This window comes from Corynebacterium testudinoris (assembly GCF_001021045.1).
GTDB lineage: Bacteria > Actinomycetota > Actinomycetes > Mycobacteriales > Mycobacteriaceae > Corynebacterium > Corynebacterium testudinoris.
Map to the genome: position 1 here is coordinate 2,049,500 of NZ_CP011545.1, position 23,455 is coordinate 2,072,954.

Below are 23,455 nucleotides of genomic sequence, written 5' to 3' on the forward strand. Positions count from 1 at the left end.
CGCGACGCCCTCCTCGCGACTTTTAGCCGAATTCTCGCCTCCCGGCCAGGCGCGACCTGGGGATACGCAACCGCCGATGCGCTCACGTCGCGACCAGCCCGTCGCGATCACCCCTCCTCGCGACATTTAGCCCAATTTCCGCCACCCAGCCACAAGCGACCAGGGGATACGCAACCGCCAAAGCCCTCACGTCGCGACCAGCCCGTCGCGATCACCCCTCCTCGCGACATTTAGCCGAATTCCCGCCACCCGGCCACAAGCGACCTGGGGATACGCAGACACCGAAGCGCTCACGTCGCGACCAGCCCGTCGCGATCACCCGCCCCACCCTCGGCGCACAAATGCAAAAACCCCTCCGAAGAGGGGCTACAAGCAAGAAAGCGAGTTAATCAGGCTCAGAGGTTCGGGAACCAGATAGCGATCTCGCGCTCGGCGGATTCCGGGGAGTCGGAGCCGTGGACGACGTTCTCGCCGACGGTCAGGGCGAAGTCGCCGCGGATAGTGCCCGGGGTGGCCTTGGAAACCGGGTCGGTGCCGCCGGCCAGCTGACGCCATGCCTCGATGGCGCGCTCGCCTTCGACGATGCCGGCGACCAGCGGTGCGGAGGTGATGAAGTTGACGAGCTCTCCGAAGAAGGGCTTGTCTGCGTGCTCGGCGTAGTGCTGCTCGGCGGTGGTGCGGTCGGCGACGCGCAGGTCCATGGCGGCGAGTTTGAGGCCCTTGCGCTCGATGCGGGCGATGATCTCGCCGACGTGGCCGTTGTTGACGCCGTCCGGCTTGATGAGGATGAGGGTGCGTTCAGTCATGGTTGGTCACTCTACCGGAGGGGTGTGCGGGCCGCGATGTACTGGCTTAGCTATGGGTTCTTTTGAGTGCTTGTACGGCTTCGCGTGCGGTTTCTGGGGTGGCGTGGCGGAACCACATGGTGACTTGTCTGACGGCTGCGCCTTCGTCGCCGCGGTCGAGCATTGCTTGGAGGGTGGCTGTTTTCTCTTCGTCTAGTTCGACGGTGGTTGGTTGCTTTCCCGAGCCTGTTGATTTGAGTCCGAGGACGAGGAAGATTCCGGCGGCGAGGAGGGCCAGGATTGCTATGGCGTTGGCGTAGGCGAGGAAGCCAGATCCAGCCATCATGGGGGAGCCGTCGATGAGTTGTAGAACTATGGCTAGGAGGCAGAAGGCGGCGGCAAGGGCGAGGTAAACGGCGCGCATGGGCCTCATCTTAACTCAGGGGTGATGTCGCGGACGTGCCAACATTTTCCACGTAAAATGGCAACATGTCAGATGCGAATCCGAATCCACAGGAGCTGAGTATTGCTCCTTCTCCCCCGCGTTGTCCTGATGGCGCGAAGGTTGAGATCATTACTGCTCGCGAGGTGCCGCTGGGTGGTCCGCGCGCGATGACGGTGCGTCGTACGCTGCCGCAGAAGCAGCGCAGTTTGATCGGCGCGTGGTGCTTTATGGATCATTATGGTCCTGATGATGTGTCTGCGTCGGGTGGTATGGATGTCGCTCCGCACCCGCATACGGGTTTGCAGACGGTGTCGTGGTTGTTCGAGGGGACGATTACGCACCACGATTCGGGTGGTCATCATGCGGTGGTTTTCCCCGGGGAGGTCAATCTGATGACTGCGGGGGCGGGCATTTGCCACTCGGAGGTGTCGACGCAGGAGACGACGACGTTGCATGGGGTGCAGCTGTGGACCGCGTTGCCGGATGCTCATCGGCATGGGCCGCGTCGCTTTGATCATCACGCGCCTGAGGCTGTCGAGTTTGACGGCGGGCAGGCGCTGGTGTTCTTGGGCACGCTCTTCGGCGATGCCTCGCCGGTCACTACTTTCACGCCGCTGGTCGGCGCCGAAATCCGTCTCGCTGCGGGCGCGACGGTCAGCTTCGACGTCGATGCCAGCTTCGAGCATGGTTTGCTTGTCGACGCTGGCGAGGTCGATCTCGAAGGCGTTCCCGTCGCCCGTGGCGAGTTGGCGTACACCGGTACCGGGGAGACGCAGTTGCGTATCCGCAATACCGGGGATAGCCCGGCGCGGATGGTGTTCATCGGTGGGGAGCCCTTCACCGAGAACATCCTCATGTGGTGGAACTTCATCGGCCGGGAGTACGAGGAGATCGAGCAGTTCCGCGAGCAGTGGCAGGCTCAGGACGAGCGTTTTGGGCATACTTACGGTTACATCGGCCACCACGCTGATGGGTTGTCGTGGTTGCCGGCGCCGGAGTTGCCGCATTCCGAGATCAAGCCCCGCATCAATCCAGAGTCAATTGCCCGACCAGAGGAGAGAATCTGATGAGCACGACCGTTAGTCAAGACACTGACCGCCGCCGCTTCGTCATCACCGATGACGGGGAGACTGCCGGGTCCTCGCACTACCGGGACCATGATGCCGAGCGCATCTTCTTCCACACCGAGATCGATGAGGCTTTCGGCGGGCGTGGCCTGGCCGGAACTCTCACGTCTGAGGCACTGGCCACGTCCGTCGCCGAGGGATTCTCCATCGTCGCGGTGTGCCCGTATGTGCTCAAGTGGCTGCAGACCCATGACAATGATATCGATTGGCGCAAGCCCACCCCCGCAGACCTGACGTGGTTGCAGGACAACCTGCGATGAGCCATTCGGCTCCGTATTTGGACAAGTTCTACCCGGAGATCTATCGCGGGTTGGGCGATGTCACCCGGAAACTTCGCGAGCTGTTCCCCGAGGTAGACCTGCCCATCAGCCTCATTGAGCTGGTGAACACCCGGGTCAGCCAGATCAATGGATGCGCGACCTGTTTGTCCATCCATGTCCCGGCGGCTCGCAGGGCTGGCGTGGAGGAGTTCAAGCTCGACACCCTCAGTGCGTGGCGGATGGTCAAGGAGTTCACTCCGCAGGAGCGCGCGGCCTTGGAGTTGGCGGAGACGCTGACGCTGCTGCCTCAGGATCGAGAGATCAGCCTGGCCGCCGTTGAAGCGTGCGAGGTCTTCGCCGAGGAGCAGGTTGCTGCGCTCGAGTGGACGATCATCATGATCAATGCCTTCAACCGGGTGTCCATTGCGTCTGGGCACCCGGTCATCAGGCCGCGAAAACGCTAGAGGTGCTGGGTGGTCAGCAACCCGCGCTTCATTCTTTCGATAAGCGTGGAGCGCAGGTGCATGAGGTACCACCACACGATGATGAAGATGATGGCGATGATGCCCACCGAGGGGTGAATGAACACCCCGGCCAGCAGTAGTACCTGCAGCGCCAAGTTCACCGGCAAGGCCCACGGCATCCGCTGGAAGAAGGCCATGATGAGGTGCGCGGCGCCGAGGGCGGTGATGGCGACCCAGTTGAAGGTGGTCCAGTAGGCGCCGTCATCGACACGCAGGATGACGGTGAGGGCCAGCCAGATAGTGATCGCTTCGAGGACGAGCGTGCCCGCCATGACGCCACGGATTCCCTTCATCGGGTCCTTGGCGGGATCGTGGCCGGGCCCGAGGGGGCCCACCTCTGGGACGTCAGGGGTGCTCATGCAGGGTCCTTTCCAAACAAGGTGCGAGCCTCGCCAGCCGTGACGACGGAGCCGGTGATAACCACGCCCGCCCCGGATTGGATGTCGGCGTCTTCGGCGAGTTCGACGGCGAGGGCGTAGGCACCGGGGAGGGTGTCGTCGACGTGAACGCGTTCCTCGCCGAAGATCTCGCGGGCGGTTTCGGCGAGTTCGTAGGCATCCAGCGCGCGTGGGCTGGTGTTTTGTGTGATCACTACCTCGGAGAAGTAGGGCTCGAGGGCCTCCAGGATGCCGCGGGCGTCCTTGTCCCCTAGTACGCCGACGACGCCGACGAGTCGGTTGAAGTTGAAGTCGCGCTCCAGCGCCTGCCCGAGGGCGCGGGCGCCGTGGGGGTTGTGCGCGGCGTCGATAAACGTCGACGGTGAGGTGCGCACTCGCTCCAGGCGTCCCGGGGAGGTGACCTGCGCGAAGCCGTTGCGCACGGAGGCGATGTCGAGGGTGCGGCCTGCCCCGGCGCCGAAGAAAGCCTCGACTGCGGCGAGCGCGATGGCCGCATTGCGGGCCTGGTGTTCCCCGGACAGCGGGAGGAAAATGTCCTCGTACTCGCCGGCCAACCCGCGGAGGGTGAGTTGCTGGCCACCGACGGCAACCGTCGAGGAGACGACGCCGAACTCGCTGCCTGCGCGGGCCACGGAGGCGTCGGCAAGCACTGCTTGTTCGAGGATGACCTGCATCGCGGCGGGGTCCTGCTCGGCGACGATGGCGACGTTGTCGGGCGGGGTGAGCAGATCATCGAGGTCCCACCGGGCCTTGATGATGCCGGCCTTCTCCGCGGCGATCTCCTCGATGGTCTCGCCGAGGTAGTCGGTGTGGTCGAGGCCGACGGGCATGATGACGGCGACGTCGGATTGGATGACGTTGGTGGCATCCCAACGCCCGCCCATGCCGACCTCCACGACCGCGACATCGATGGGGGTATCGGCGAAAGCGGTGTACGCCAGGGCGATAAGGACCTCGAATTTGGACATCCGGCCCAGGCGCTCATCGACCATCTCGACGAAGGGCTTGATCTCGTTCCACGTGCGAACGAAATCGCGCGGGTGGATCGGAGCGCCGTCGATGGCAATGCGCTCGGTCACCAGCTGCAGGTGGGGGCTGGTGGTGCGGCCGGTGCGCCGATGGAAGGCGCGCAGCAACGACTCGATCATTCGCGCCGTCGACGTCTTGCCATTGGTGCCGGCAATGTGGATCGCGGGGTAGGAATTCTGCGGGGACCCGAGCAGGTCCATGAGCATCTCAATGCGTTCGAGCGACGGGTCAATCTTCGTCTCTGGCCAGCGGGTATCCAGCTCGGCGTCCGCCAGCATCAGCTCCGCGAGGTCCTGCGGGGTGACCTCCACGGTCGCAGGCTTTTCGACGTCCCCGAGCTCAATGTTGAGCTTGAGCCCCTGGTCCGTCACTTCGACGGCGTCGTTGAGGACGTCTAAGTCTTCCAAGTCCTCATCGTCGGCAGCATTGGCCAGGATCTCTTCGAACTCCCCGCGCTCTTCTTCGTTGGTCACTTCAGGGCCTCCAATCGGGCGGTAATGCGGTCAACTTCTTCCTGGGCGACTTGTTGACGTGTGCGGATCTTATCCACGACCGCGTCCGGCGCCTTGGACAAAAAGGCCTCGTTGCCGAGCTTCTTGGCGGTGCCGTCCAGCTCCTTGTGTGCCGCTGCCAGATCCTTCTCCAGTCGCTTGCGCTCGGCGACAACATCGACGGTGCCGGAAGTATCCAACGCGACGGTGATGGTGGCCTGGGACAGGCGCAGCTCCAGGGAAGCCGACTCGGCGAAGTCGGCGGCGGGGGCCTCCACCTTGGCCAGCGCTCGCACGGCTGTTTCGAGGGGCTCGAGGTCAGCGGCCGCGAAATCAAGGGCAGCCGGAACCTTCTGCGACGGCTTTACTCCCTGGTCAGAGCGGAATCGGCGGATCTCGGTGATGAGCTTCTCTGCGTCCGCGATGCGACGGGCAGCCACTTCATCAGTGGGGGCGCCGTTGTTGGTTTCCTCAACCGTGGGCCACGAGGCCAAGACGATGGACTCCTGCTCGGTCAGTGCCTTCCACAACACCTCGGTGACAAACGGCATCGCCGGGTGGAGCAGGCGCAAGACAACATCGAGGACGCGGCCGAGCACCAGTTGGGTGTTTCGGCCCTCCTGGCTGAAACCCTCGCGCGGAATCTGGGTCTTGGCGATCTCCAGATACCAGTCACAGAACTCATCCCACGTGAAGTGGTACAACTCCTCATTCGCCTTAGCGAACTGGTAATTGTCAAAGTAGGTATCTACCTGGCCACGGACCTGCTCCAGGCGATCGAGGATCCACCGGTCGGCGTCGGTGAGTTCCTCGCGCGGGGGCAGCTCACCGAGTTCGGCGCCGTTCATGAGGGCGAACTTCGTGGCGTTGAACAGCTTCGTGGCGAAATTGCGGGAGGACTGGGCAGCATCCTCGCCGACCGGCAGATCCACGCCGGGGTTGGCGCCGCGGGCCAGGGTGAAACGGAGCGCATCGGCGCCGAAACGCTCGACCCAGTCCATCGGGTCAATGCCGTTGCCCAGGGACTTGGACATCTTCCGGCCGAACTCATCACGCACGAGGCCGTGGAGGAAGAGGTTGTCGAAGGGAACCTCCGGGCGGCCATCGCTCCCCTCCCCCAAGATGTCCGGGGTGATGGTGGACGCGAAGGTGCCAAACATCATCATGCGAGCAACCCAGAAGAACAGGATGTCGTAGGCAGTGACGAGGACAGTCGTGGGGTAGAACTTCTCCAGCTCCGGAGTCTTCTCCGGCCAGCCCATCGTGGAAAATGGCCACAGGGCGGAAGAGAACCAGGTATCAAGGACATCCGGGTCTTGCTCATACCCCGCCGGGGCCTGCTCATCCGGTCCGACACAGACGACCTCGCCATTGGGGCCGTACCAGATCGGGATGCGGTGGCCCCACCACAGCTGGCGAGAAATCGTCCAGTCATGCATGTTGTCCACCCAGTCGAAATACCGCGGCTCCATGCTCTGCGGATGGATGACGGTGTCACCCTCGCGGATGGCGTCTCCCGCCATGCGGGCCAACTCGTCGACCTTGACAAACCACTGCAGGGACAGGCGCGGCTCGATCGGTTCGCCGGAACGCTCGGAGTGGCCGACGGAGTGAACGTAGGGGCGGATCTCTTTGACAATTCGGCCCTGTTCGGCGAGGGCTTCGCGCACGGCGACGCGCGCCTGTTCGCGGCTCAGCCCATCGAACTGGGTGCCGGTGCCAACAATGTGACCCGTCTTATCCATGATCGACGGCATATCCAAGTTGTGGCGCTGGCCGAGGGCATGGTCATTGGGGTCATGGGCCGGGGTGATCTTCACGGCACCGGAGCCGAACTCCGGATCCACGTAATCATCGGCCACGACGATGAGCGACAGGTCGGAGCGGAAGGGGTGCGGAAGCGTCTGCCCGACGAGGTCCGCGTAGCGGGCATCGTCCGGGTGCACAGCCACGGCGACGTCGCCAAGCATTGTTTCCAACCGGGTCGTGGCGACGACGATGTGCGGCTCATCATCATTCATGGAGCCATAGCGGAAGGAGACGAGCTCGCCCTCGACGTCCTGGTAGACGACCTCGATGTCGGAGACAGCCGTCTCCAGCACCGGCGACCAGTTGACCAGGCGATTAGCGCGGTAAATGAGGCCGCGATCAAACAGCTCCTTGAAGATGGTCTGGACAGCCCGCGACAGGCCCTCATCCAGGGTGAAACGCTCGCGAGACCAGTCAACGGAATCGCCGATCGCCCGCATCTGATCCGTGATCGTGCCGCCGAACTGCTCCTTCCACTCCCAGACCTTGGCAATGAACTCCTCGCGACCGTAGTCGTAGCGGTCCTTGCCCTCAGTCTCCTTGAGCATCGCCTCGACCTTCGTCTGCGTTGCGATGCCCGCGTGGTCCATCCCCGGCAGCCACAACACCTCAAAGCCCTGCATGCGCTTGCGGCGCACGAGGCCATCCATGAGCGTGTGATCCAGCGCGTGCCCCATGTGCAGCTGACCAGTCACGTTAGGCGGCGGCAACACAATCGAATACGCCGGCTTCTCCGACGAAGGATCGGCAGTGAAATAACCTGCGTCCACCCACCCCTGGTAAAGATCGGACTCCACTGCCTGGGGATCCCAGGACTTCGGAAGCGCGCCGCTGCGGTCTTGGCCCATAATCTGCTCAGTCACCCGCCCCATCTTAGCGTCCAGGCCACACCGCCCGACCCACGCCTAACCGGTTTAGAATGGGCAGGTGAATTCGACATCCCGCCTGCTGTGGAATGCAGGACTGCCTGCCGCCGTGCCCGCCCGCGATCGCGCCCACCACCTGGCGCAACGCAGCGCCCCCGGAGCCAGCCTCTTCGCAGTAGGGACGGCCGTGGATACAGTGTTGTCCAACTCGCTCAACCAAGAAGACTGGGAAGCACTGTATGGGGCCGCCGACCAAGGTGCGGTGTTGGATAACCTCCTCTTTCCCCTGCTCATCAGTTTTCTCGCCGTCGCCGTTGCACCGGTGATCGTCTGGGTAGTCTTGCGATACCTGCCCGAGAGGGCGAGCTTCATCACCGCGCTGGCGCTGCTCGGGTGGTCAGTGCTCATGCCACCGATCCTGGGATTTCCCCTCCTCGGGAGTGTGGCCTGGGTGGCGGTAGTGCTCCTGCTTACCTACAGCGGCTGGGCGCACCTCATGCTGTGGACCTCCCTACGAGCCCTCCGCGAAATCCCCGATTCCATGCGGCACAGCATGGCCTACCTTCCGCTGCTGCTCGTCGCCTTCCTGTTTTTCTTCTTCAACTCCAACCTCTGGCAGCTCGGCACCGCCTGGAACGTCAACCAAGCCCTGACCGTGGCGCTGCTACTGTGGACCGTCGGGGCAATCGTCTGCGTGGTCACCGTCAACCGACACACCCAACTCGTCCTGGAAGAAGTCGAACGCAAACTACCCTTCCGCATCAAGCTCAACATCCGATGGAACGCCGCCACGGTCTACCTCGCGCAGGCGAGCTTCTTCGGCATGCTCGTGTTCGTCGGATTCCTCGTCCTCGGGCTGACCGCCGTCCCGCAGGCCACCATCGCCCAGTGGACCGGCGCGCCAGCCGTCCTAGTCAAACTCGGTCCGCTGGCGATCTCCGGCACGCTGGTCAAAGTGAGCTGGGTACTCGGTGGCTTCGCCAGCCTCTACATGGCCACCACCGCTGCGGGTGACCGGGAACGCCAAGCCGAACACCTAGGCCCCGTCGTCGATGAGCTGGGCAGCGCCCTCAGGGAGACATTTGATCATCGCGACTGACGTTGGTGGGGTTTGTTAGGGGCTAGTTAAGGCCTCAGGCAAGCCAGTGGAATGAGCCAGACGCCGTCGGGTCGGCGGGCGACCGGAACCGTCGGAACGACCACAACGAGGGCGGCCGGTGGTCTTTCAACCTTCTCCGCGACCCGCAACAAGTTCGCGGCAGCAGTATCTGCCTGGCGATGAGAAAGCTTGGCCTCGAGCCCAATCCAGGCGCCGTCGGCCAGCTCAATGACCGCGTCGAGTTCATCCCTCCCCTTTTGGTCCCTGAGGTGAAACACTCCGCGGGCGCGGTTGGCCTGGGCGATGACCCGCAGATCATGCACCACTTGCGACTCGAAAAGAATACCCAGGGTTTCCAGGTCGCTGAGCAAGCGCGTGGGTCCGGCACCCAGAAGGGCTGCTGCCATAGAAGGATCAGCGAGGTGACGCTTCGGGGTCTGGATGAGTGATGTCTTTGAGCGCAGCTTTGCCGCCCACGCAGGTTGGTCCTCGATCAGGAACAGCCGGGAGGCAGAGTCATGGAGGGAGTTCACTGTCTCCGGGGCCGGAGCCGCGCCAGAAAGCGAACTCATTCGTCGCCGGATGGCTGCGTCAGTAGCGGGTTGATCGATGAGACCGGCGTAGGCAGTGAGAAATGCCATGTACGTTGGCATGTGGATTAATCCACGAGTCACTAGTGGATTAATCCACACCTCTCCCGCTCAGAGAGACGTCCGCGAGAACGGAAATCCCCTGGGAGGGGACGTCAATGCGGATGGAGGCGATGCCGTCGGGGTCGATGGTGACGGTCTCCTCGACCTCGGGCCACAGGTCGCTGTGTTCGACGGGAACTTGCGTGAGGTCGGCGACGTCTTTCAGCGCCCCGTCGAAGGGGACGAGGACCTCAGCGATCAGCGCCAGGTCACCCGGGGTGTCGCGGGAGGCATCTAACGCGGAGTACTCCACGAACCGGAACCAGCCGACATTGTGCGCTGCCCGGTAGCGGCGCGTGATGCGAATGGTGCCCGAAGAATCGGGGCGCGTGCCTGGTGCTACCAACGGATCGAAGCTGACTCCTCGGCCGCCGTCGCGTTCCCGGAATACTCCGACGCCGCGGGAGAGGCGATCGCGCAACAAGTACCCGGAGTTCGGATCTACGGCGATGGCCAGTCCGACCGCGGTGGAGGCGGTGGGCAGTGGCGAGCGGTGCACACGGCGCCCAAACCGCTCTCGCAGCAAGCGCGGGACCAACGGCAACGAGGAGGCGCCGCCCACCAGATAAACTCCGGCAACCTCGGTGTCCGTTAGTGATTCCGAGGATCCGATAAGGGGGCGCATCGCGTCGAGGGTGCGCTCGACCAGTGGGGTAACCGCGTCATAAAACTCGGGCACGCCGACGATGACGTCTTCGTAGCTGATCTCCAGCACGAGGCGGCGAGATTGCGGCTTGAGTTGCTCCTTGGCGGTGCGGGCCTCGTCGAGCAGGCGGCGGCGGGCGCGGCGGCCGAAGGCATCGGCGTCACGTCCGGCTGCGTCCAGCGCCATGTCCGCCAGGATCTCGTCGAAGTCGTCGCCGCCCAGATGGCTGATGCCCAAAGAATTTTCGACGTCGTGCTGATGTCCATCAATGCGCACCAAGGTTGCATCGAAGGTGCCGCCGCCCAGGTCATAGACGATGACGCTCGATCGCTTCGACGTCAGAGTCCGGGCGTGGCGGTGGGAATACTCGAAGGCGGCGGCGCTGGGCTCGTTGACCAAACCGAGGACGTTCGCGCCGCCTCGGGTGAAGGCGTCGAGGGTGAGCAGGCGCTGCGCGGAGCGAGAATTGGCGGGGACGCCGAGCATGACCTCAATTTCCGAGGTGTCATCGAGGGCTGCCTGATACTCCCGCAACGCCTCGATGACGCCGGTAGCGAAGGTGCACAGCACCTCCCCCAGCGGCCGCGACTCATCCCCAAGGTCCACCGGGGTATCGGCGGTGACGTCCGGCGACCCCAGCAGCCTTTTGAACGACCGGGCCAGCGTGGGGTAATCCCGGGACACGGCCGACCAGCCCGCCAGTAGCCGATCCCCGTCGAGGGCGACAACGGAAGGAATGTGATCCTGGGCGTCGCCGTTGGCATCGATGACATTGACCAGCGGGTAGTTACCCCGGTCAACCGCGGCGATGACGGTGCGGGTGGTGCCAAAATCAATCCCAAATCGCATGAACCTGACCCTACTCCACTGCGAAAACCTCACCTGGACCGACGAGCTGCGGTCTGGTGAGGTTTCCGGGGCGAACTACTTCAGCAGGCTAGCAACAGCCTCACGCTCGGCCTTGAGCTCCGCGACGTTGGCGGCGATGCGCTCACGCTGGAAATCATTGAGGTCAAGACCTTGGATGACCTCCCAGCGGCCATCTCGCGCGACCGTCGGCAAGCCTGCGACGAGACCCTCGTCGATGCCGTAGGAACCATCGGAGACCACCGCGGCGGAGACCCACCGCTCGCTGCCCTGGATCCAATCACGCATGTGATCGATGGCTGCGGAGGCTGCCGAGGCGGCGGAGGAGGACCCACGCACCTCAATGATCTCGGCGCCGCGGTTGGCTACGCGGGGGATGAACTCGTTGACGTACCACTCCTGATCAATCAGGTCGATGACCTTCTCGCCCTTGACCGTGGCAAAGGTCAGGTCCGGGAACTGTGTGGCGGAGTGGTTGCCCCACACCACGACGCTGTCAAAGTCCGTGGTAGCGACGCCGAGCTTGGCGGCCAGCTGGGACAGTGCGCGGTTGTGGTCCAGGCGCATGAGGGCGGTGAAGCGATCCGCGGGAACGTCCGGGGCGGACTGCTGCGCGATGAGGGCGTTGGTGTTGGCCGGGTTGCCGACGACGAGGACACGGATGTCATCGGCAGCATGGCCATTGATGGCTGCACCCTGCGGGGCGAAGATCTTGCCATTGTTGGCGAGCAGGTCAGCCCGCTCCTCGCCCTTGCCGCGCGGCTTCGCACCGACGAGGAAGGCGGCATTGGCGCCATCGAAGGCCTCTTCGGCTTTGTCGGTGATCTGGATGTTATGCAGCAGCGGGAAGGCGGAGTCCGAGAGTTCCATGGCAACGCCTTCAGCCTTGCCCACGGCCTGCGGGATCTCGAGGAGGGAGAGCTCAACCGGGGTATCGTCTCCGTAGACGTCACCAGCGGCGATGCGCCACAGCAACGAGTAGGCGATGTTACCGGCGGCACCGGTGACGACGATCTTCTTGGGGGACACAGTCATCGAGGATTCCTTTCGTGCGGGACATGCACTAGCGCTGACCAGTCTACCGACATCACCGCCGCCCACCGGCCACCCCCGAAAAGGGATAGGGCGCTGCGTGAACCTACTCACTGACCTGCCCGCATGTCGCTTTTCAGGGGAGGGCGCACCAGAAGGTTGCAAATTCATAACGCTGGGCGCGTATTTCAGGCACGATGGACCAGGATACGGACATCGGATCAGTATCTGGTTATCAGCAGATCGAGCAGCGCGAGCACCACACATCCCAGCGAAAGGCCTCACCGGCATGCACATCGACGACGCCGCAACAAAGGACGTAAGCCCAGGCGAACTCGGCGGTGCGCCAGACACGCAGGTAGACACCCCGCTTGCCGACGCCGCGACTGTTGAGCTGGTCGTCGACATCGCTCTCCGCGACTTCGCCCAGGAAGGCTTTCAGGAAACCAAGCTGGATGCCATCGCCAAGAAGTCCGGCATGTCCAAGCGGATGATCCACTATCACTTCGGTGACAAGAAGGGCCTGTATCGCCGCTGCTTGATTGAGGCTTTTGACCGGATCCACCCAACGCCGGACGACATCGATGTCGATTCCAGCGTCCCGGTGGAGGGGGTAACCAAGCTCGTCGACGCCGTGTACTTGAAAATGCGCACCAACCCCGAATCGGTACGTGTCCTGTCGATGGAATGCCTCCACGATGTGCTCAATGTCACCGAGCTATCAACGATGGCCAAGCACTCCGAGGTCCTACTGCACCTGGACAAGCTGCTCATGATCGGCCAGGATTCGGGCGCCTTCCGCCCCGGGATCTCCGCTGAGGACATCTTCTACATGCTGTGGTCGTTGACGTTCTTCCGCGTCAGCCACCGCGACTTCATGGTGAGCATCTTCGACGTGGACACCACCAGCGAAGAAAACACCGCCGGCATCCATCGCCTGACGGTGGATGCGATCTTGGCGTTCCTCACGTCGAACTTGTCCAACCGGGGGTACGACAGCTACCTCATCTCTGACCGTGTCAGCGATGAGGAGCAGTCGTCGGGCTTGGGCGTCTACGACTCTGAGTAGGCCTTAGGCCGTCTCCTGCTTATCCACCAGAACGAGGCGCGGCTCGGCTTCACCACGGACGACGTCTCCGGTGATGACAACCTGGTCGATGTCCTCGCGGTCCGGAATATCGAACATGACGGGAACGAGCAGTTCCTCCATGATCGCACGGAGTCCGCGGGCTCCGGTGCCCCGCTCGAGGGCGAGTTCGGCGATGACGTCCATGGCGCCGGGTTCGAAGACCAGGCGGACATCATCCATCTCGAAGAGGTGCTCATACTGTTTGACCAGGGAGTTGCGCGGCTCGGTGAGCACCTTGACCAGGGAGGAGGCGTCGAGGTTGTCCACGGTGGCCACGACGGGAAGCCGGCCGATGAACTCGGGGATGAGCCCGAACTTGACCAAGTCTTCGGGGCGGACCTTGGAGAACATGTCCATCTTCTCGCGGTCGGAGGCGGATTCGATCTCTGAACCGAAGCCGATGCCCTTCTTCCCCACTCGCTCGGACACGACCTTTTCTAGGCCGGCGAAGGCGCCAGCCACGATGAAGAGGATGTTCGAGGTGTCGAGCTGGATGAACTCCTGGTTGGGGTGCTTGCGTCCACCCTGCGGCGGGATCGACGCCACGGTGCCTTCGAGGATCTTCAGCAGCGCTTGTTGGACACCTTCGCCGGAGACGTCGCGGGTGATCGAGGGGTTGTCGGACTTCCGGGAGATCTTGTCTACCTCGTCGACGTAGATGATGCCGCGTTGGGCGCGTTGCACGTCGAAGTCGGCGGCCTGCAGGAGCTTGAGCAGGATATTCTCCACGTCTTCACCGACATATCCGGCCTCCGTGAGGGAGGTGGCATCAGCGATGGCGAAGGGCACATCGAGCATGCGGGCCAGGGTCTGGGCGAGGTAGGTTTTGCCCGATCCAGTGGGTCCTAAGAGGAGGATGTTGGACTTGGCGATCTCCACGTCGTCCTTCTTGGACTTCCGCTTGGCCATCGAGGTCCCCGCGCCACGGTTCTCATCACTGCGGATGCGCTTGTAGTGGTTGTACACCGCAACGGCGAGGATGCGCTTGGCCTTGTCCTGGCCGATGACGTACTTATCCAGGAAGGAGGAGATTTCGGAAGGTCGGGGAAGTTTGTCTTCCTTCTGTTCCGCAGCTTCCTGCGCACCGAGCTCTTCTTCGATGATCTCGTTGCACAGTTCGATGCACTCGTCGCAAATGTAGACCCCACCGCCGGCGATGAGTTTCTTCACTTGCTTCTGGCTTTTCCCACAGAAGGAGCACTTGAGCAGGTCGGCGCTTTCTTGCATGTGTGCCATATCGGTCGTTGGTCTCGCTTCGCTTTAGGCAGAGGTTAGTCACAGGTGAGCTAAGTTCTCCCCCACTCTAGTAGCCCGGTCAAACCGTGTCGGGTGCCTCGCCCAAAAGGCCCTCAGCCAGGGCAAAATCAGCTTCGGTGACTGCCCGAACCGAATCCACCGTCTCCCCTTCGGCACATTCGACGAGCGTGAGCCCCTCGACCGGGTCGACGGAAAACACTGCGTAGTTGGTGACAATGAAGTCGACGCACTTGGCTCCGGTGAGCGGCAAGAGGCAGGCGGGCAGAATCTTGGATTCACCCTTTTTGGTGGTGTGGTCCATCATGACGATGATCTGCTTGGCGCCGTGCACGAGGTCCATCGCACCCCCCATGCCCTTGACCATTTTCCCGGGGATCATCCAGTTGGCCAGGTCGCCGTGTTGGGAGACTTCCATGGCGCCCAGGACGGCAACATCGATGGCGCGGGAGCGGATCATGGCGAAGGAGTCGGAGGAGGAGAAGTAGGAGCCCCCCTCAGTGATGGTGATGGTTTCTTTGCCCGCGTTGATTAGCTCGGGGTCCACGGACGCATCGGTGGGGTAAGGCCCGACACCAAGGATGCCGTTCTCGGAGTGCAAGACAACTTCTAACCCAGCGGGAAGGTAGCCGGGGATGAGGGTGGGCATGCCGATGCCGAGGTTGACGTATTGGCCGTTGCGCAGTTCTTTAGCCACGCGGGCTGCCATCTGCTGTTTGCTCCAGGTCATGGCTGGCTCACCGTCCTGTTCTCAATTCCGGTTTCTTGGGGTCCGACGTCGACGACGCGATCGACGTAGATGCCCGGAAGGTCGACTCGTTCGGGGTCGATGACGTCGACGAGGTGTTCCACCTGCGCGATGGTGATGCGCCCGCTCATCGCGGCGTCGGCGTTGAAGTTCATCGCCGTTTTGTTGAAGACGAGGTTGCCGTAGCGGTCGCCCTCATGGGCGTGGACGAGCGCGTAGTCCGCGCGGATCGATTCCTCCAGCACGTAGACCTGGCCGCCGAAGACCCTCGTTTCCTTCGGTTCGGAGAAGACTGCCACGCTGCCGTCGGCGTTGTAGCGCTGTGGGAGTCCGCCTTCGGCGACTTGCGTGCCGACGCCCGCGGTGGTGTAGAAGGCGGGAATCCCGGCGCCACCAGCGCGGAGGCGTTCGGCGAGGGTGCCCTGCGGGGTGAATTCGACGGTGAGTTCCCCGGCCAAGTACTGGCGGGCATATTCCTTGTTCGAGCCTAGGTAGGAGCCGATGGAGGTGGAGATCCGCTTGTCGGCGAGCAACAGCCCCAACCCGAAACCATCGGTGCCGAGGTTGTTCGAGATGACCGTGAGGTCGCTCGCACCTTGGGCACGGAGGGCGTCGATAAGCCGGGCGGGGATGCCGACCAGGCCAAAGCCGCCGACGGCGATGGAGGCGCCGTCGGGGATGTCGGCGACGGCGGCGTCGATGGAGGGGAGGGTCTTGTCAAGCATGAGGAACACTGTACACTGGTGTTCACAAACTGCACAAGCGTTCACTATGCGACCAGAAAGGAATCACGGGTATGGAAACACCAAACGTCCAATCCTTGGTCCGCGGCCTCTCAGTCATCCGAACATTCAACGCCGACCGGCCCCGCCAAACCCTCGCCCAGGTGGCCGACGCCACCGGATTGGCCCGCGCCACCGCCCGCCGCTTCCTGCACACCTTGGTCACCGTCGGCTACGCCGGAACCGATGGCAACGAATTCTGGCTCACCCCCCGCGTCCTCGAACTCGGCTACAGCTACATGTCGGGCCTCGGCCTTCCCGCCATCGCTCAGCCCCGCCTGGAAGAGCTGTCCCGCCACGTCGGCGAATCCAGCTCCCTCTCGGTGCTCGATGGCTCGGACGTGGTCTACGTCAATCGCGTGCCCGTGCGCCGAATCATGACGGTCTCCATCACGATTGGCACCCGCTTTCCCGCCTACGCCACGTCCATGGGCCGCGTCATCCTCGCCGGAATGACGCCCGAGGAACTCGACGAGTACCTCGCCACAGTCGACCTGCGGGCACTGACTCCATCCACGCTTATCGACGTCGCGGTGCTCCGCGCCGAGCTCCAGCGCGTCCGCGAGCAAGGGTGGGCCATCGTCGACCAGGAACTGGAACCGGGGCTGCGTTCCCTCGCCGCCCCGGTCTACTCCCCGCAGGGGCGGGTCGTCGCCGCCGTGAACATCTCGACGCAGACGGTGGTCCACGACCTGGAGGAACTCCACCGCACCTTCCTCCCGGCGCTCATCGATACCGCCGAGCACATCACCGCCGACCTCGCCGCCACCGAACTCTTTTAGAAAGGCACGTCTCGTGTCCCCCACCTCCCCCTCCGATATCGTCCTCTGCTCCCCGCTGCGCACGCCCGTCGGCGGCTACGGCGGAGCCTTCTCCACCATCCCCGTCCAAGACTTAGCCGCCATCGTGGTGAAAGCTGTCGTCGAGCGCACCGGCCTCGACCCCGCCGAGATCGATGACCTCATCCTTGGTCAGGCCTCCCCCGCGGGTTCCGCCCCCGCCTTAGGCCGGGTCGTCGCCCTCGACGCCGGGCTGGGCGATTCCGTCCCCGGCATGCAGCTTGACCGCCGCTGCGGTTCCGGCCTCCAGGCCGTCGCTACCGCCGCGGCCCACATCGCCTCGGGCGCCGCTGACCTCATCATCGCCGGTGGCGCCGAATCCATGTCGCGCGCCGAATACTCCGTCACTCCCGACATCCGCTGGGGCGTGCGCGGCGGCGACTTGGTCCTGCGCGATCGTCTCGCCGAGGGCCGCGAATCCGCCGGTGGCAAGCACCACCCCATCCCCGGCGGCATGATCGAGACCGCCGAGAACCTTCGCCGCGCCTTTCGTATCAGCCGGGAAGCCCAGGACGAGATGGCGGTGGCCTCCCATGCCCGCGCCGTTGCTGCCCAGGAGGGCATGCTTTTCGACGCCGAGATCGTCCCCGTCGCCGTCCCCCAACGCAAGGGGGAGCCCGTGGTGATAAGCACAGACGAGCACCCCCGCCCTGACACCTCCCTGGAGAAGTTGGCGAAGCTGCGCCCGGTTCTTGGTCACTCCGACGAGGATGCCACTGTCACCGCTGGCAACGCCTCCGGCCAAAACGACGGGGCCGCAGCCATGATCGTGACCACCCGCGCCAAGGCTGCCGAGCTGGGCTTAGTACCCATGCTCGTCCTCCGCGGCTGGGCCGTGGCTGGTGTCGCCCCGGAAACCATGGGCATCGGCCCGGTCCCCGCCACCGCCAAAGTGCTCTCCCGCCTCGGCCTCACGCTTGAGGATATGGACCTCATCGAACTCAACGAGGCCTTCGCCGCCCAGGCCCTATCCGTGCTCACCGAATGGGGCATCTCGGCCGACGATCCCCGGCTCAACCCGCTCGGTTCCGGCATCTCCCTCGGCCACCCGGTCGGCGCCACCGGTGCCCGCATGCTGGTTACCATGGCCCACGCAATGTCCCACAACCCCGACGCCCAGACCGGCCTGGTCACCATGTGTATTGGTGGCGGCCAGGGACTGGCCGCGGTCGTCGAAAAGCCCTAAAGGAGAAAACCATGCCTATCCTGCACTCTGTTGAATTTGGCTCCGGCCCGGAGACAGTCGTGTTCATCGGCTCGCTCGGATCCACCACCGACATGTGGCTCCCCCAGCTCGATGAGCTCTCCAACACCCACCGCGTCATCGCCATTGATCACCGCGGACACGGCCAATCCCCCGTCCTCGTCGGTCCCTGCACCGTGGCCGATATGGCCGATGACGTGCTGGAAACACTGAACTCCCGGGGCATCGAGAAGTTCTCCGTCGTAGGCCTCTCGCTCGGCGGGGCCGTCGCCCAGTACCTCGCGGCAACCTGTTCCCGCGTGGACAAGGCCGTGTTCATGTGCACCGCCGCCAAGTTCGGCACCTCCGAATCCTGGCTCGAGCGCGCCGCGGCCGTCCGAGAAAACGGGCTGCCCTCGATCGCCGGAGCCATCGTCGACCGCTGGTTCTCCCCCGGGTTCCTCGCAACGATGCCCGCCACCACCGACCTCTTCTTCCGCATGATCACCTCTACCTCCGACGAGGGCTACATCTCCGCCTGCGAAGCCCTCGCCGAGTGGGACTTCCGCTCCCGCCTCGGAGAGATCACCGTCCCCGCCCTCACCATCGCCGGCGCCGACGACCCCTCCACCCCACCGGCCATCCTGCAAGAAATCGCCGATGGCCTCAGCGGCCCTGTGCGCGTCGAAGTCCTGTCCCCAGCCGCCCACGTCCCCACAGTGGAACGCCCCTCCGAGGTGAACCGCTTGCTTAAGGAGTTCCTGAGCTAATGATTGGCGCCATCGAACGCCCACAGCTGAGCCGACCGACTCTGCGGGACATTGCCCGCGACCTCGGCCCCCAAGAAATAGGCAACGGGCTCGTGGCGCTACTATTCTCCGCCTCCGGGCCGATCGCCGTCATCCTCGCGGCGGCGGCCTCCGGGAATCTCACCCCGGAACAAACCAGCTCCTGGATCTTCGGCGCATTCCTCGGCAACGGCCTGCTCACGCTCTTTCTCACCTGGTTCTACCGCAGCCCGCAGGCCTACTTCTGGACCATCCCCGGCACCATCATCGTCGGCGACGCCCTCACCCGCCTCACGTTTTCCGAGGTCATCGGCGCCTATATGGTCACCGGCGTCCTCGTTTTCCTCCTCGGATGGAGCGGACTCATCGGCCGCCTCATGGCCTGGCTCCCCGCCACCATCGTCATGGCAATGGTCGCCGGAATCTTCCTCCGCTTCGGCCTGGAACTGGTCTACGCGATTATCGACGCCCCCCTCATCGCCCTCCCCATGTTCCTCGTCTTCATCCTCCTCACCGCCCTCCCCCGCGCAGCCGCCGTCGCACCACCAGTCGCAGTCGCGGCCGTCGTAGGCACGGTGATGGTCCTCATGCTCGGCGAACTCTCCCCCGGTGCCCTCGACAACGGCATCGTCGCCTCACCCCTTATCACCGCCCCCACCTTCTCCTTCGCCGCGATGGCCGAACTCGTCATCCCCCTCACCATCACCGTCGTCATCGTCCAAAACGGCCAAGGCATCGCCGTCCTCCGCGCAGCCGGCCACCGCCCCGGTGTCAATCTCGCCGCCGCCGCCTCCGGACTCTGGTCGATCCCCGTCGGCCTCATTGGCACCACCTCCACCTGCCTCACCGGACCCACCAACGCCCTCATCGTCTCCGGGCCCCGCAAAGAACGCCACTACACCGCAGCCATGGTCACCGCCGTCGGCGCCATCTTCGTCGGACTCGTCTCCCCCGCCTTCGTCGGCTTCATGCTCGCCATGCCGATCTCCTTCATCGCCGCCCTCGCCGGCGTCGCCATGCTCATCCCGTTGCGGAATGCGTTCCTCGCAGGCTTCAAAGGAAGCTTCTCGACGGGCGCCCTCGTCTGCTTCCTCATCACCGTCTCCGAACTCACCCTCCTGGGCATTACCGCCCCGTTCTGGGGGCTCGTGTTCGGAGGGGTGGTGGGGTGGCTGTTGGATCGGGGTTAGGAAAGCAGAATTACCTCCGTAAACTGCTCTTCACGATCTAGAGTGCGTTGATCTTCCCCTGCGACTGCCCAGAATGAGTGAGGCACCGCAGGATGTAGTGGTCCAGGTTGCGAAGCCCCAACGCAATGCCGCATAGCTGCTCGAGCCGTCCATTGATCGCCTCCACCGGCCCATTCGACGCTCTGACATCGAAGTACGCCAGGATGTCCTCACGCCGACGCAATAGGGTCCGACCCAACTGGGCTAACTCCTCCAACCCCTGGGGCAATTTCTTGCTCAGAGCACCAGTGAACTTGCACACCAGCTTCTTGCCCTACTGCTTTCGGGGATGGTTTAACGCTGCGATCGGATCCTTATACATCAACCACGTCACCTCAACAATGACGCAGTCCTCCTCATGGGCGCACAATGCCTCAAACTGCTGTTGTTGCTTCTCACTGAGAAACTCCACCCGAGTCAACAACGTCTTGCGGCTCTAATACAGCGGGCCGTTCGTCTTCCCCCTTCGGCCAGTGCACTCGTGCTGAACTCGTTGCCAACACCTCGTGAGCTTTTCCGCAGCAAGATGAACAACATGAAAAGGGTCCATCACCTTCACCGCCTTCGCCACCACCCGGTACACGGCCGGGGCGTAGCCGCTGAACCCGTCCAAGGCCACGACTTCAAGTCCTTGTCGAAAGTCGGGGTCTAGTTCTGCTAGCAAGAAGCTAACGACTTCCGTGCTTCGACCAGGCCGCAGGTCTAACAGTCGGGCTGGGCCAGAGCCGTCCATGGCGGGGGTGCGATCAACAAAGACCGTGACAAACGATGAGGGGTGGCCTGATCGATGGGTACGTTTCCGGGCCCTCTACAGAACCCCGGGGCTTGACATTGATCCAATGACAGACGGGTTGCTTCTCAAACATCCTGGAAGCCCGCGTCTGCGAGGGACTCCAACCATCGACTGATCTCTCCGGCGGCCATTGAGTCGTGTAGAGCATGAGGGGCATACATCGCAGGCGTATCGATGGTCAGAGCGATCGCAGCCAGGATCTGCTCCGGAGTCGCTTCCGCCGCTCCTGCCGAAGTTTTCAGGCTCTGCAAATTAGCTCCGTTGAGCGCCGCCAGTGGTTCGACAGGTCGATGACTTTTGAATGCTTCGACGAATTGATTTCGCAGTGACTCTGTGTCGACGGGAGTGATGTTCGGAGCGGAGAACTCGTCATCGATCAGCTCTTGGAACGAAATGAGGTCCTCATATGGGGAAGCCTCGGTCACCGTTTCCTCGGTCTCCACTTCGTCCTTGTTACGGCGAAGAGTAAACACCAGCTCCTCGGTGTCCAGACCCAGGTAATCGAACAGCTTCCTTAATTCCTTCACCTTCGACCAAGTGCTGCTCCAGATCTGAACGCCAAGTGCACTATCAACCTCAGCGACACCGGGCGGTGTCGCCTGGTCAGGGTTGAGCACAGCGAGCGCCGAGCTCTCGGTATTTGCATAATTGATAATCTCGCTTCGGTGTTCATCGAGAAGCACACGCAGGAAACGTGGCATTAGTTCCGCCCAGGTTCGGACGGGGACCTTCACACCTTCATACTCGAAAGCGGCTACGGCCCTGCCAGTGAAATCGGTATCGTCACCCATTGGCTCGGTGAGCGGCGCCACACGCACCGGCTCAAACGACGTTTCAGGGAAGCACCAGTAGTTGAGCGCGTCTGCGAGGAGCACATCAGTACGGTGTCGCATCGCTACTTCATTCCAGACCTCGCAGTCACGGATGTCATTGTTGAGACGATATGCGGTCTCCCGCAGGCCGTTCTCGCGGTCACGCTTTTGCAGAAATGGCAGGTTGGAGTAGCTAGAGTTATAGCCTGTGACCGTCAGGTTGCCGATCCGGTTGAGCCAAGTTCGGTGGACTTCTTCTGCGTCCTCTCCCAAGTCCTCACGCCATGGGAGGCTCAGGGTCTGGGGCATGATGTGCTCGATGCTCACCGCTTGGTTCTCAAGAGCTGTGGCGATGTCCTTGGTGTCGTTAGAGTCGCCGTTTTCAAGCACATCGAAGAGATACCTCGTGGTTGCCTTGTGCAGCCGGAACATGTTCCTGGAGGCGAAGGCCTCGCTGAATTCCTCGTCGTCCGGAATCCGCCCAGACGTGTGGTCCCTCCTGCGGAGGAGGTAAATGACGATGTCAAGGGTGCTATCACCTTCCCGGCGCAGCTTGCGCACCTCGTTGTACACCGTCGCGTAGATCTTGTTCAGGGAATTGGCGCCCACAGAGGCGATCGTCCGGCGGAAAACATGGGTCTCGAGAACTCTAATAATGCGGGAGAACTCACCTACAGAGAGTTTGCCCTGTCTCATTTCCCTGTACAGGGGAAGGATGAGAGGGATCAATACGTCGCCGCGTATAAGATTGAAGCGGCCCAGCACGCGGTCGAGCTTCTGGTTTCCGGTCGATGGATGGTCGATCTCACGGAAGAGCTCGGAGTAATCGTGAAGTTCGCGGAGAATTTCCGCGACTGGTTCCTTCCTCTTACTTAGAAGCGATTTGAACTCGTCATAGACCGCGTTTTGATTCGGGGTACGGGACAGACGGATTGTCAGGTACCAGCGAATGAACCAGTCGGTGCGGTAGTTTACATTGCGCTCCATTACGTTCCAGTAGTTCTCATACAAGTACTCCTGTGTGTCTGAGTCTTGCCCCATCAGCACGAGGTTACGAATCTTGTCGGCTTCGCTCAGCGCCAACCCCGTAGAGTTGAGTGATTCGAAAATGCGCTGAGGATCGTCGTGAGCTTCAAGGTCAAGGATCATAAGATCCAGACTCTCAATCGCATTCCAGACCTCGTCACCGGTCAGTGACGTACGCGCCAGCCGCTCAATGAAGTAGCGGTAGTTAGAGGTGAGGTTTGAATCCTCGACGAAGTACTTCTCATCCGAAAAGAGGCGACGATACGCGTCCGCATCATTTTTCACCGGCTTGAGCTTGAACTTCGTTTCGCCAGACTTTTCATTAATCAGCAAGAAACTGCGTCGGATTCGATTGGCGAGGTCCTTGTCCTTCGTCTCCAAGACTCCGGCATCCAGCGCGCGGGTCAGTGCTAGCATGAGCAGGCTCAACGTCGTCAGTCGCTGCTGCCCGTCAATGACCACCCACAGGAACGACGTTTCGGGATTCCCCACTATGGAACCGAAGAAGTGCTTCGGCCGTCCTTGGGTGATCAAATCCTCGAGGTCATCAAAGAGCCGCTCACATTGCTTCCGAGACCAGTCGTAGTTGCGTTGGTACACAGGAACAACGAGCCGCTTCTCGACACTGTCGAAGATCTTCGTTGCGCTCTTGACTTCTCCTCGCACTTCGGCCTGCCCTTTCAAAATCATCGATTGATATCGTAAAAAGTATAAGGCGGGCGGCGACATATGTTGCGCTGATTCGAACACGTCGGCGCCAATAAGCCCTCTCATACTTCTCGTACACGTCGGACCGGATCAG

Annotated in this window: 21 protein-coding genes and 1 pseudogene; 9 read left to right on the forward strand and 13 right to left on the reverse strand. The window is 62.6% G+C overall.

Features of this window, described 5'->3' with window-relative positions:
• Nucleotides 1–395: 395 nt before the first annotated feature.
• Together ndk and CTEST_RS09815 are read right to left on the reverse strand one after the other, a co-directional pair.
• Complete coding sequence (gene ndk / locus CTEST_RS09810; RefSeq protein WP_047253588.1) at nt 396–806, reverse strand: nucleoside-diphosphate kinase; 411 nt, start codon at nt 804–806, stop codon at nt 396–398.
• Nucleotides 807–852: 46 nt separating this feature from the next.
• A complete protein-coding gene (locus CTEST_RS09815) occupies nt 853–1,209 on the reverse strand; it encodes a hypothetical protein (RefSeq protein WP_047253589.1) in 357 nt (118 codons plus the stop codon).
• A gap of 65 nt (nt 1,210–1,274) precedes the next feature.
• On the opposite strand from CTEST_RS09815, the gene CTEST_RS09820 reads away from it, so the two are divergent.
• From CTEST_RS09820 to CTEST_RS09830, 3 genes are read left to right on the forward strand one after another with little or no spacing between them, the layout of a single operon-like run.
• Nucleotides 1,275–2,297, forward strand: coding sequence for a pirin family protein (locus tag CTEST_RS09820; protein WP_047253590.1), 1,023 nt, complete (start codon nt 1,275–1,277; stop codon nt 2,295–2,297).
• Nucleotides 2,297–2,617 carry a GNAT family N-acetyltransferase gene (locus CTEST_RS09825; RefSeq protein ID WP_047253591.1) on the forward strand — a complete coding sequence of 107 codons (321 nt, stop codon included), beginning with the start codon at nt 2,297–2,299 and terminating at the stop codon, nt 2,615–2,617. Before CTEST_RS09820 ends, CTEST_RS09825 begins: the two co-directional genes overlap by 1 nt.
• Nucleotides 2,614–3,081 carry a carboxymuconolactone decarboxylase family protein gene (locus tag CTEST_RS09830; protein ID WP_047253592.1) on the forward strand — a complete coding sequence of 156 codons (468 nt, stop codon included), beginning with the start codon at nt 2,614–2,616 and terminating at the stop codon, nt 3,079–3,081. Before CTEST_RS09825 ends, CTEST_RS09830 begins: the two co-directional genes overlap by 4 nt.
• Here CTEST_RS09830 and CTEST_RS09835 read toward each other — a convergent pair.
• The 3 genes from CTEST_RS09835 to CTEST_RS09845 form a co-directional block, all read right to left on the reverse strand.
• Nucleotides 3,078–3,500: a DUF4233 domain-containing protein gene (locus CTEST_RS09835; RefSeq protein ID WP_047253593.1), complete on the reverse strand. Its 423-nt coding sequence runs from the start codon at nt 3,498–3,500 to the stop codon at nt 3,078–3,080. The genes CTEST_RS09830 and CTEST_RS09835 overlap by 4 nt on opposite strands.
• On the reverse strand, nt 3,497–4,912 hold the full coding sequence (gene folC, locus CTEST_RS09840; RefSeq protein WP_236686171.1) for a bifunctional tetrahydrofolate synthase/dihydrofolate synthase: 1,416 nt from the start codon (nt 4,910–4,912) through the stop codon (nt 3,497–3,499). The genes CTEST_RS09835 and folC overlap by 4 nt, the downstream gene beginning before the upstream one ends.
• Before the next feature lie 125 nt (nt 4,913–5,037).
• Nucleotides 5,038–7,740, reverse strand: a complete 2,703-nt coding sequence (locus CTEST_RS09845) for a valine--tRNA ligase (RefSeq protein WP_047253594.1) — start codon at nt 7,738–7,740, stop codon at nt 5,038–5,040.
• A gap of 55 nt (nt 7,741–7,795) precedes the next feature.
• On the opposite strand from CTEST_RS09845, the gene CTEST_RS09850 reads away from it, so the two are divergent.
• Nucleotides 7,796–8,833: a hypothetical protein gene (locus CTEST_RS09850; RefSeq protein WP_144413266.1), complete on the forward strand. Its 1,038-nt coding sequence runs from the start codon at nt 7,796–7,798 to the stop codon at nt 8,831–8,833.
• A gap of 26 nt (nt 8,834–8,859) precedes the next feature.
• On the opposite strand, the gene CTEST_RS09855 is transcribed toward CTEST_RS09850, so the two are convergent.
• From CTEST_RS09855 to CTEST_RS09865, 3 genes are all read right to left on the reverse strand, one after another.
• Nucleotides 8,860–9,474 carry a DUF4143 domain-containing protein gene (locus tag CTEST_RS09855; RefSeq protein WP_236686078.1) on the reverse strand — a complete coding sequence of 205 codons (615 nt, stop codon included), beginning with the start codon at nt 9,472–9,474 and terminating at the stop codon, nt 8,860–8,862.
• 40 nt (nt 9,475–9,514) lie between these two features.
• Nucleotides 9,515–11,020 (reverse strand): Hsp70 family protein, encoded by a 1,506-nt coding sequence (locus tag CTEST_RS09860; protein ID WP_047253596.1) that lies wholly within the window; start codon nt 11,018–11,020, stop codon nt 9,515–9,517.
• Nucleotides 11,021–11,095: 75 nt separating this feature from the next.
• Nucleotides 11,096–12,073: a malate dehydrogenase gene (locus CTEST_RS09865; protein ID WP_047253597.1), complete on the reverse strand. Its 978-nt coding sequence runs from the start codon at nt 12,071–12,073 to the stop codon at nt 11,096–11,098.
• 286 nt (nt 12,074–12,359) lie between these two features.
• Here CTEST_RS09865 and CTEST_RS09870 point away from each other — a divergent pair, with 286 nt between their 5' ends.
• The gene (locus tag CTEST_RS09870; protein WP_052844365.1) at nt 12,360–13,139 is read left to right on the forward strand and encodes a TetR/AcrR family transcriptional regulator; all 780 of its coding nucleotides are present in this window, start codon (nt 12,360–12,362) and stop codon (nt 13,137–13,139) included.
• Nucleotides 13,140–13,142: 3 nt separating this feature from the next.
• Here CTEST_RS09870 and clpX read toward each other — a convergent pair whose 3' ends face one another.
• From clpX to CTEST_RS09885, 3 genes are all read right to left on the reverse strand, one after another.
• Nucleotides 13,143–14,435 carry an ATP-dependent Clp protease ATP-binding subunit ClpX gene (clpX, locus tag CTEST_RS09875; protein WP_047253598.1) on the reverse strand — a complete coding sequence of 431 codons (1,293 nt, stop codon included), beginning with the start codon at nt 14,433–14,435 and terminating at the stop codon, nt 13,143–13,145.
• 79 nt (nt 14,436–14,514) lie between these two features.
• Entirely contained in the window at nt 14,515–15,183 is a 669-nt protein-coding gene (locus CTEST_RS09880; protein ID WP_047253599.1) for a 3-oxoacid CoA-transferase subunit B, read from the reverse strand.
• Nucleotides 15,180–15,926 carry a CoA transferase subunit A gene (locus CTEST_RS09885; protein WP_047254388.1) on the reverse strand — a complete coding sequence of 249 codons (747 nt, stop codon included), beginning with the start codon at nt 15,924–15,926 and terminating at the stop codon, nt 15,180–15,182. Before CTEST_RS09885 ends, CTEST_RS09880 begins: the two co-directional genes overlap by 4 nt.
• Before the next feature lie 71 nt (nt 15,927–15,997).
• Here CTEST_RS09885 and CTEST_RS09890 point away from each other — a divergent pair, with 71 nt between their 5' ends.
• From CTEST_RS09890 to CTEST_RS09905, 4 genes are read left to right on the forward strand one after another with little or no spacing between them, the layout of a single operon-like run.
• Nucleotides 15,998–16,765: an IclR family transcriptional regulator domain-containing protein gene (locus tag CTEST_RS09890; protein WP_047253600.1), complete on the forward strand. Its 768-nt coding sequence runs from the start codon at nt 15,998–16,000 to the stop codon at nt 16,763–16,765.
• A gap of 13 nt (nt 16,766–16,778) precedes the next feature.
• Complete coding sequence (locus tag CTEST_RS09895) at nt 16,779–18,008, forward strand: acetyl-CoA C-acetyltransferase (RefSeq protein WP_047253601.1); 1,230 nt, start codon at nt 16,779–16,781, stop codon at nt 18,006–18,008.
• 11 nt (nt 18,009–18,019) lie between these two features.
• Nucleotides 18,020–18,775: a 3-oxoadipate enol-lactonase gene (gene pcaD / locus CTEST_RS09900; RefSeq protein WP_047253602.1), complete on the forward strand. Its 756-nt coding sequence runs from the start codon at nt 18,020–18,022 to the stop codon at nt 18,773–18,775.
• The gene (locus tag CTEST_RS09905; RefSeq protein WP_047253603.1) at nt 18,775–19,983 is read left to right on the forward strand and encodes a benzoate/H(+) symporter BenE family transporter; all 1,209 of its coding nucleotides are present in this window, start codon (nt 18,775–18,777) and stop codon (nt 19,981–19,983) included. The genes pcaD and CTEST_RS09905 overlap by 1 nt, the downstream gene beginning before the upstream one ends.
• A 37-nt stretch (nt 19,984–20,020) precedes the next feature.
• On the opposite strand, the pseudogene CTEST_RS14000 reads toward CTEST_RS09905, so the two are convergent.
• Nucleotides 20,021–20,821 (reverse strand): annotated as a pseudogene (locus tag CTEST_RS14000) (ISL3 family transposase); the annotation flags it as partial.
• A 59-nt stretch (nt 20,822–20,880) separates the two neighbouring features.
• The gene (locus CTEST_RS09915; protein WP_158408163.1) at nt 20,881–23,343 is read right to left on the reverse strand and encodes a DUF262 domain-containing protein; all 2,463 of its coding nucleotides are present in this window, start codon (nt 23,341–23,343) and stop codon (nt 20,881–20,883) included.
• Nucleotides 23,344–23,455 lie beyond the last annotated feature (112 nt).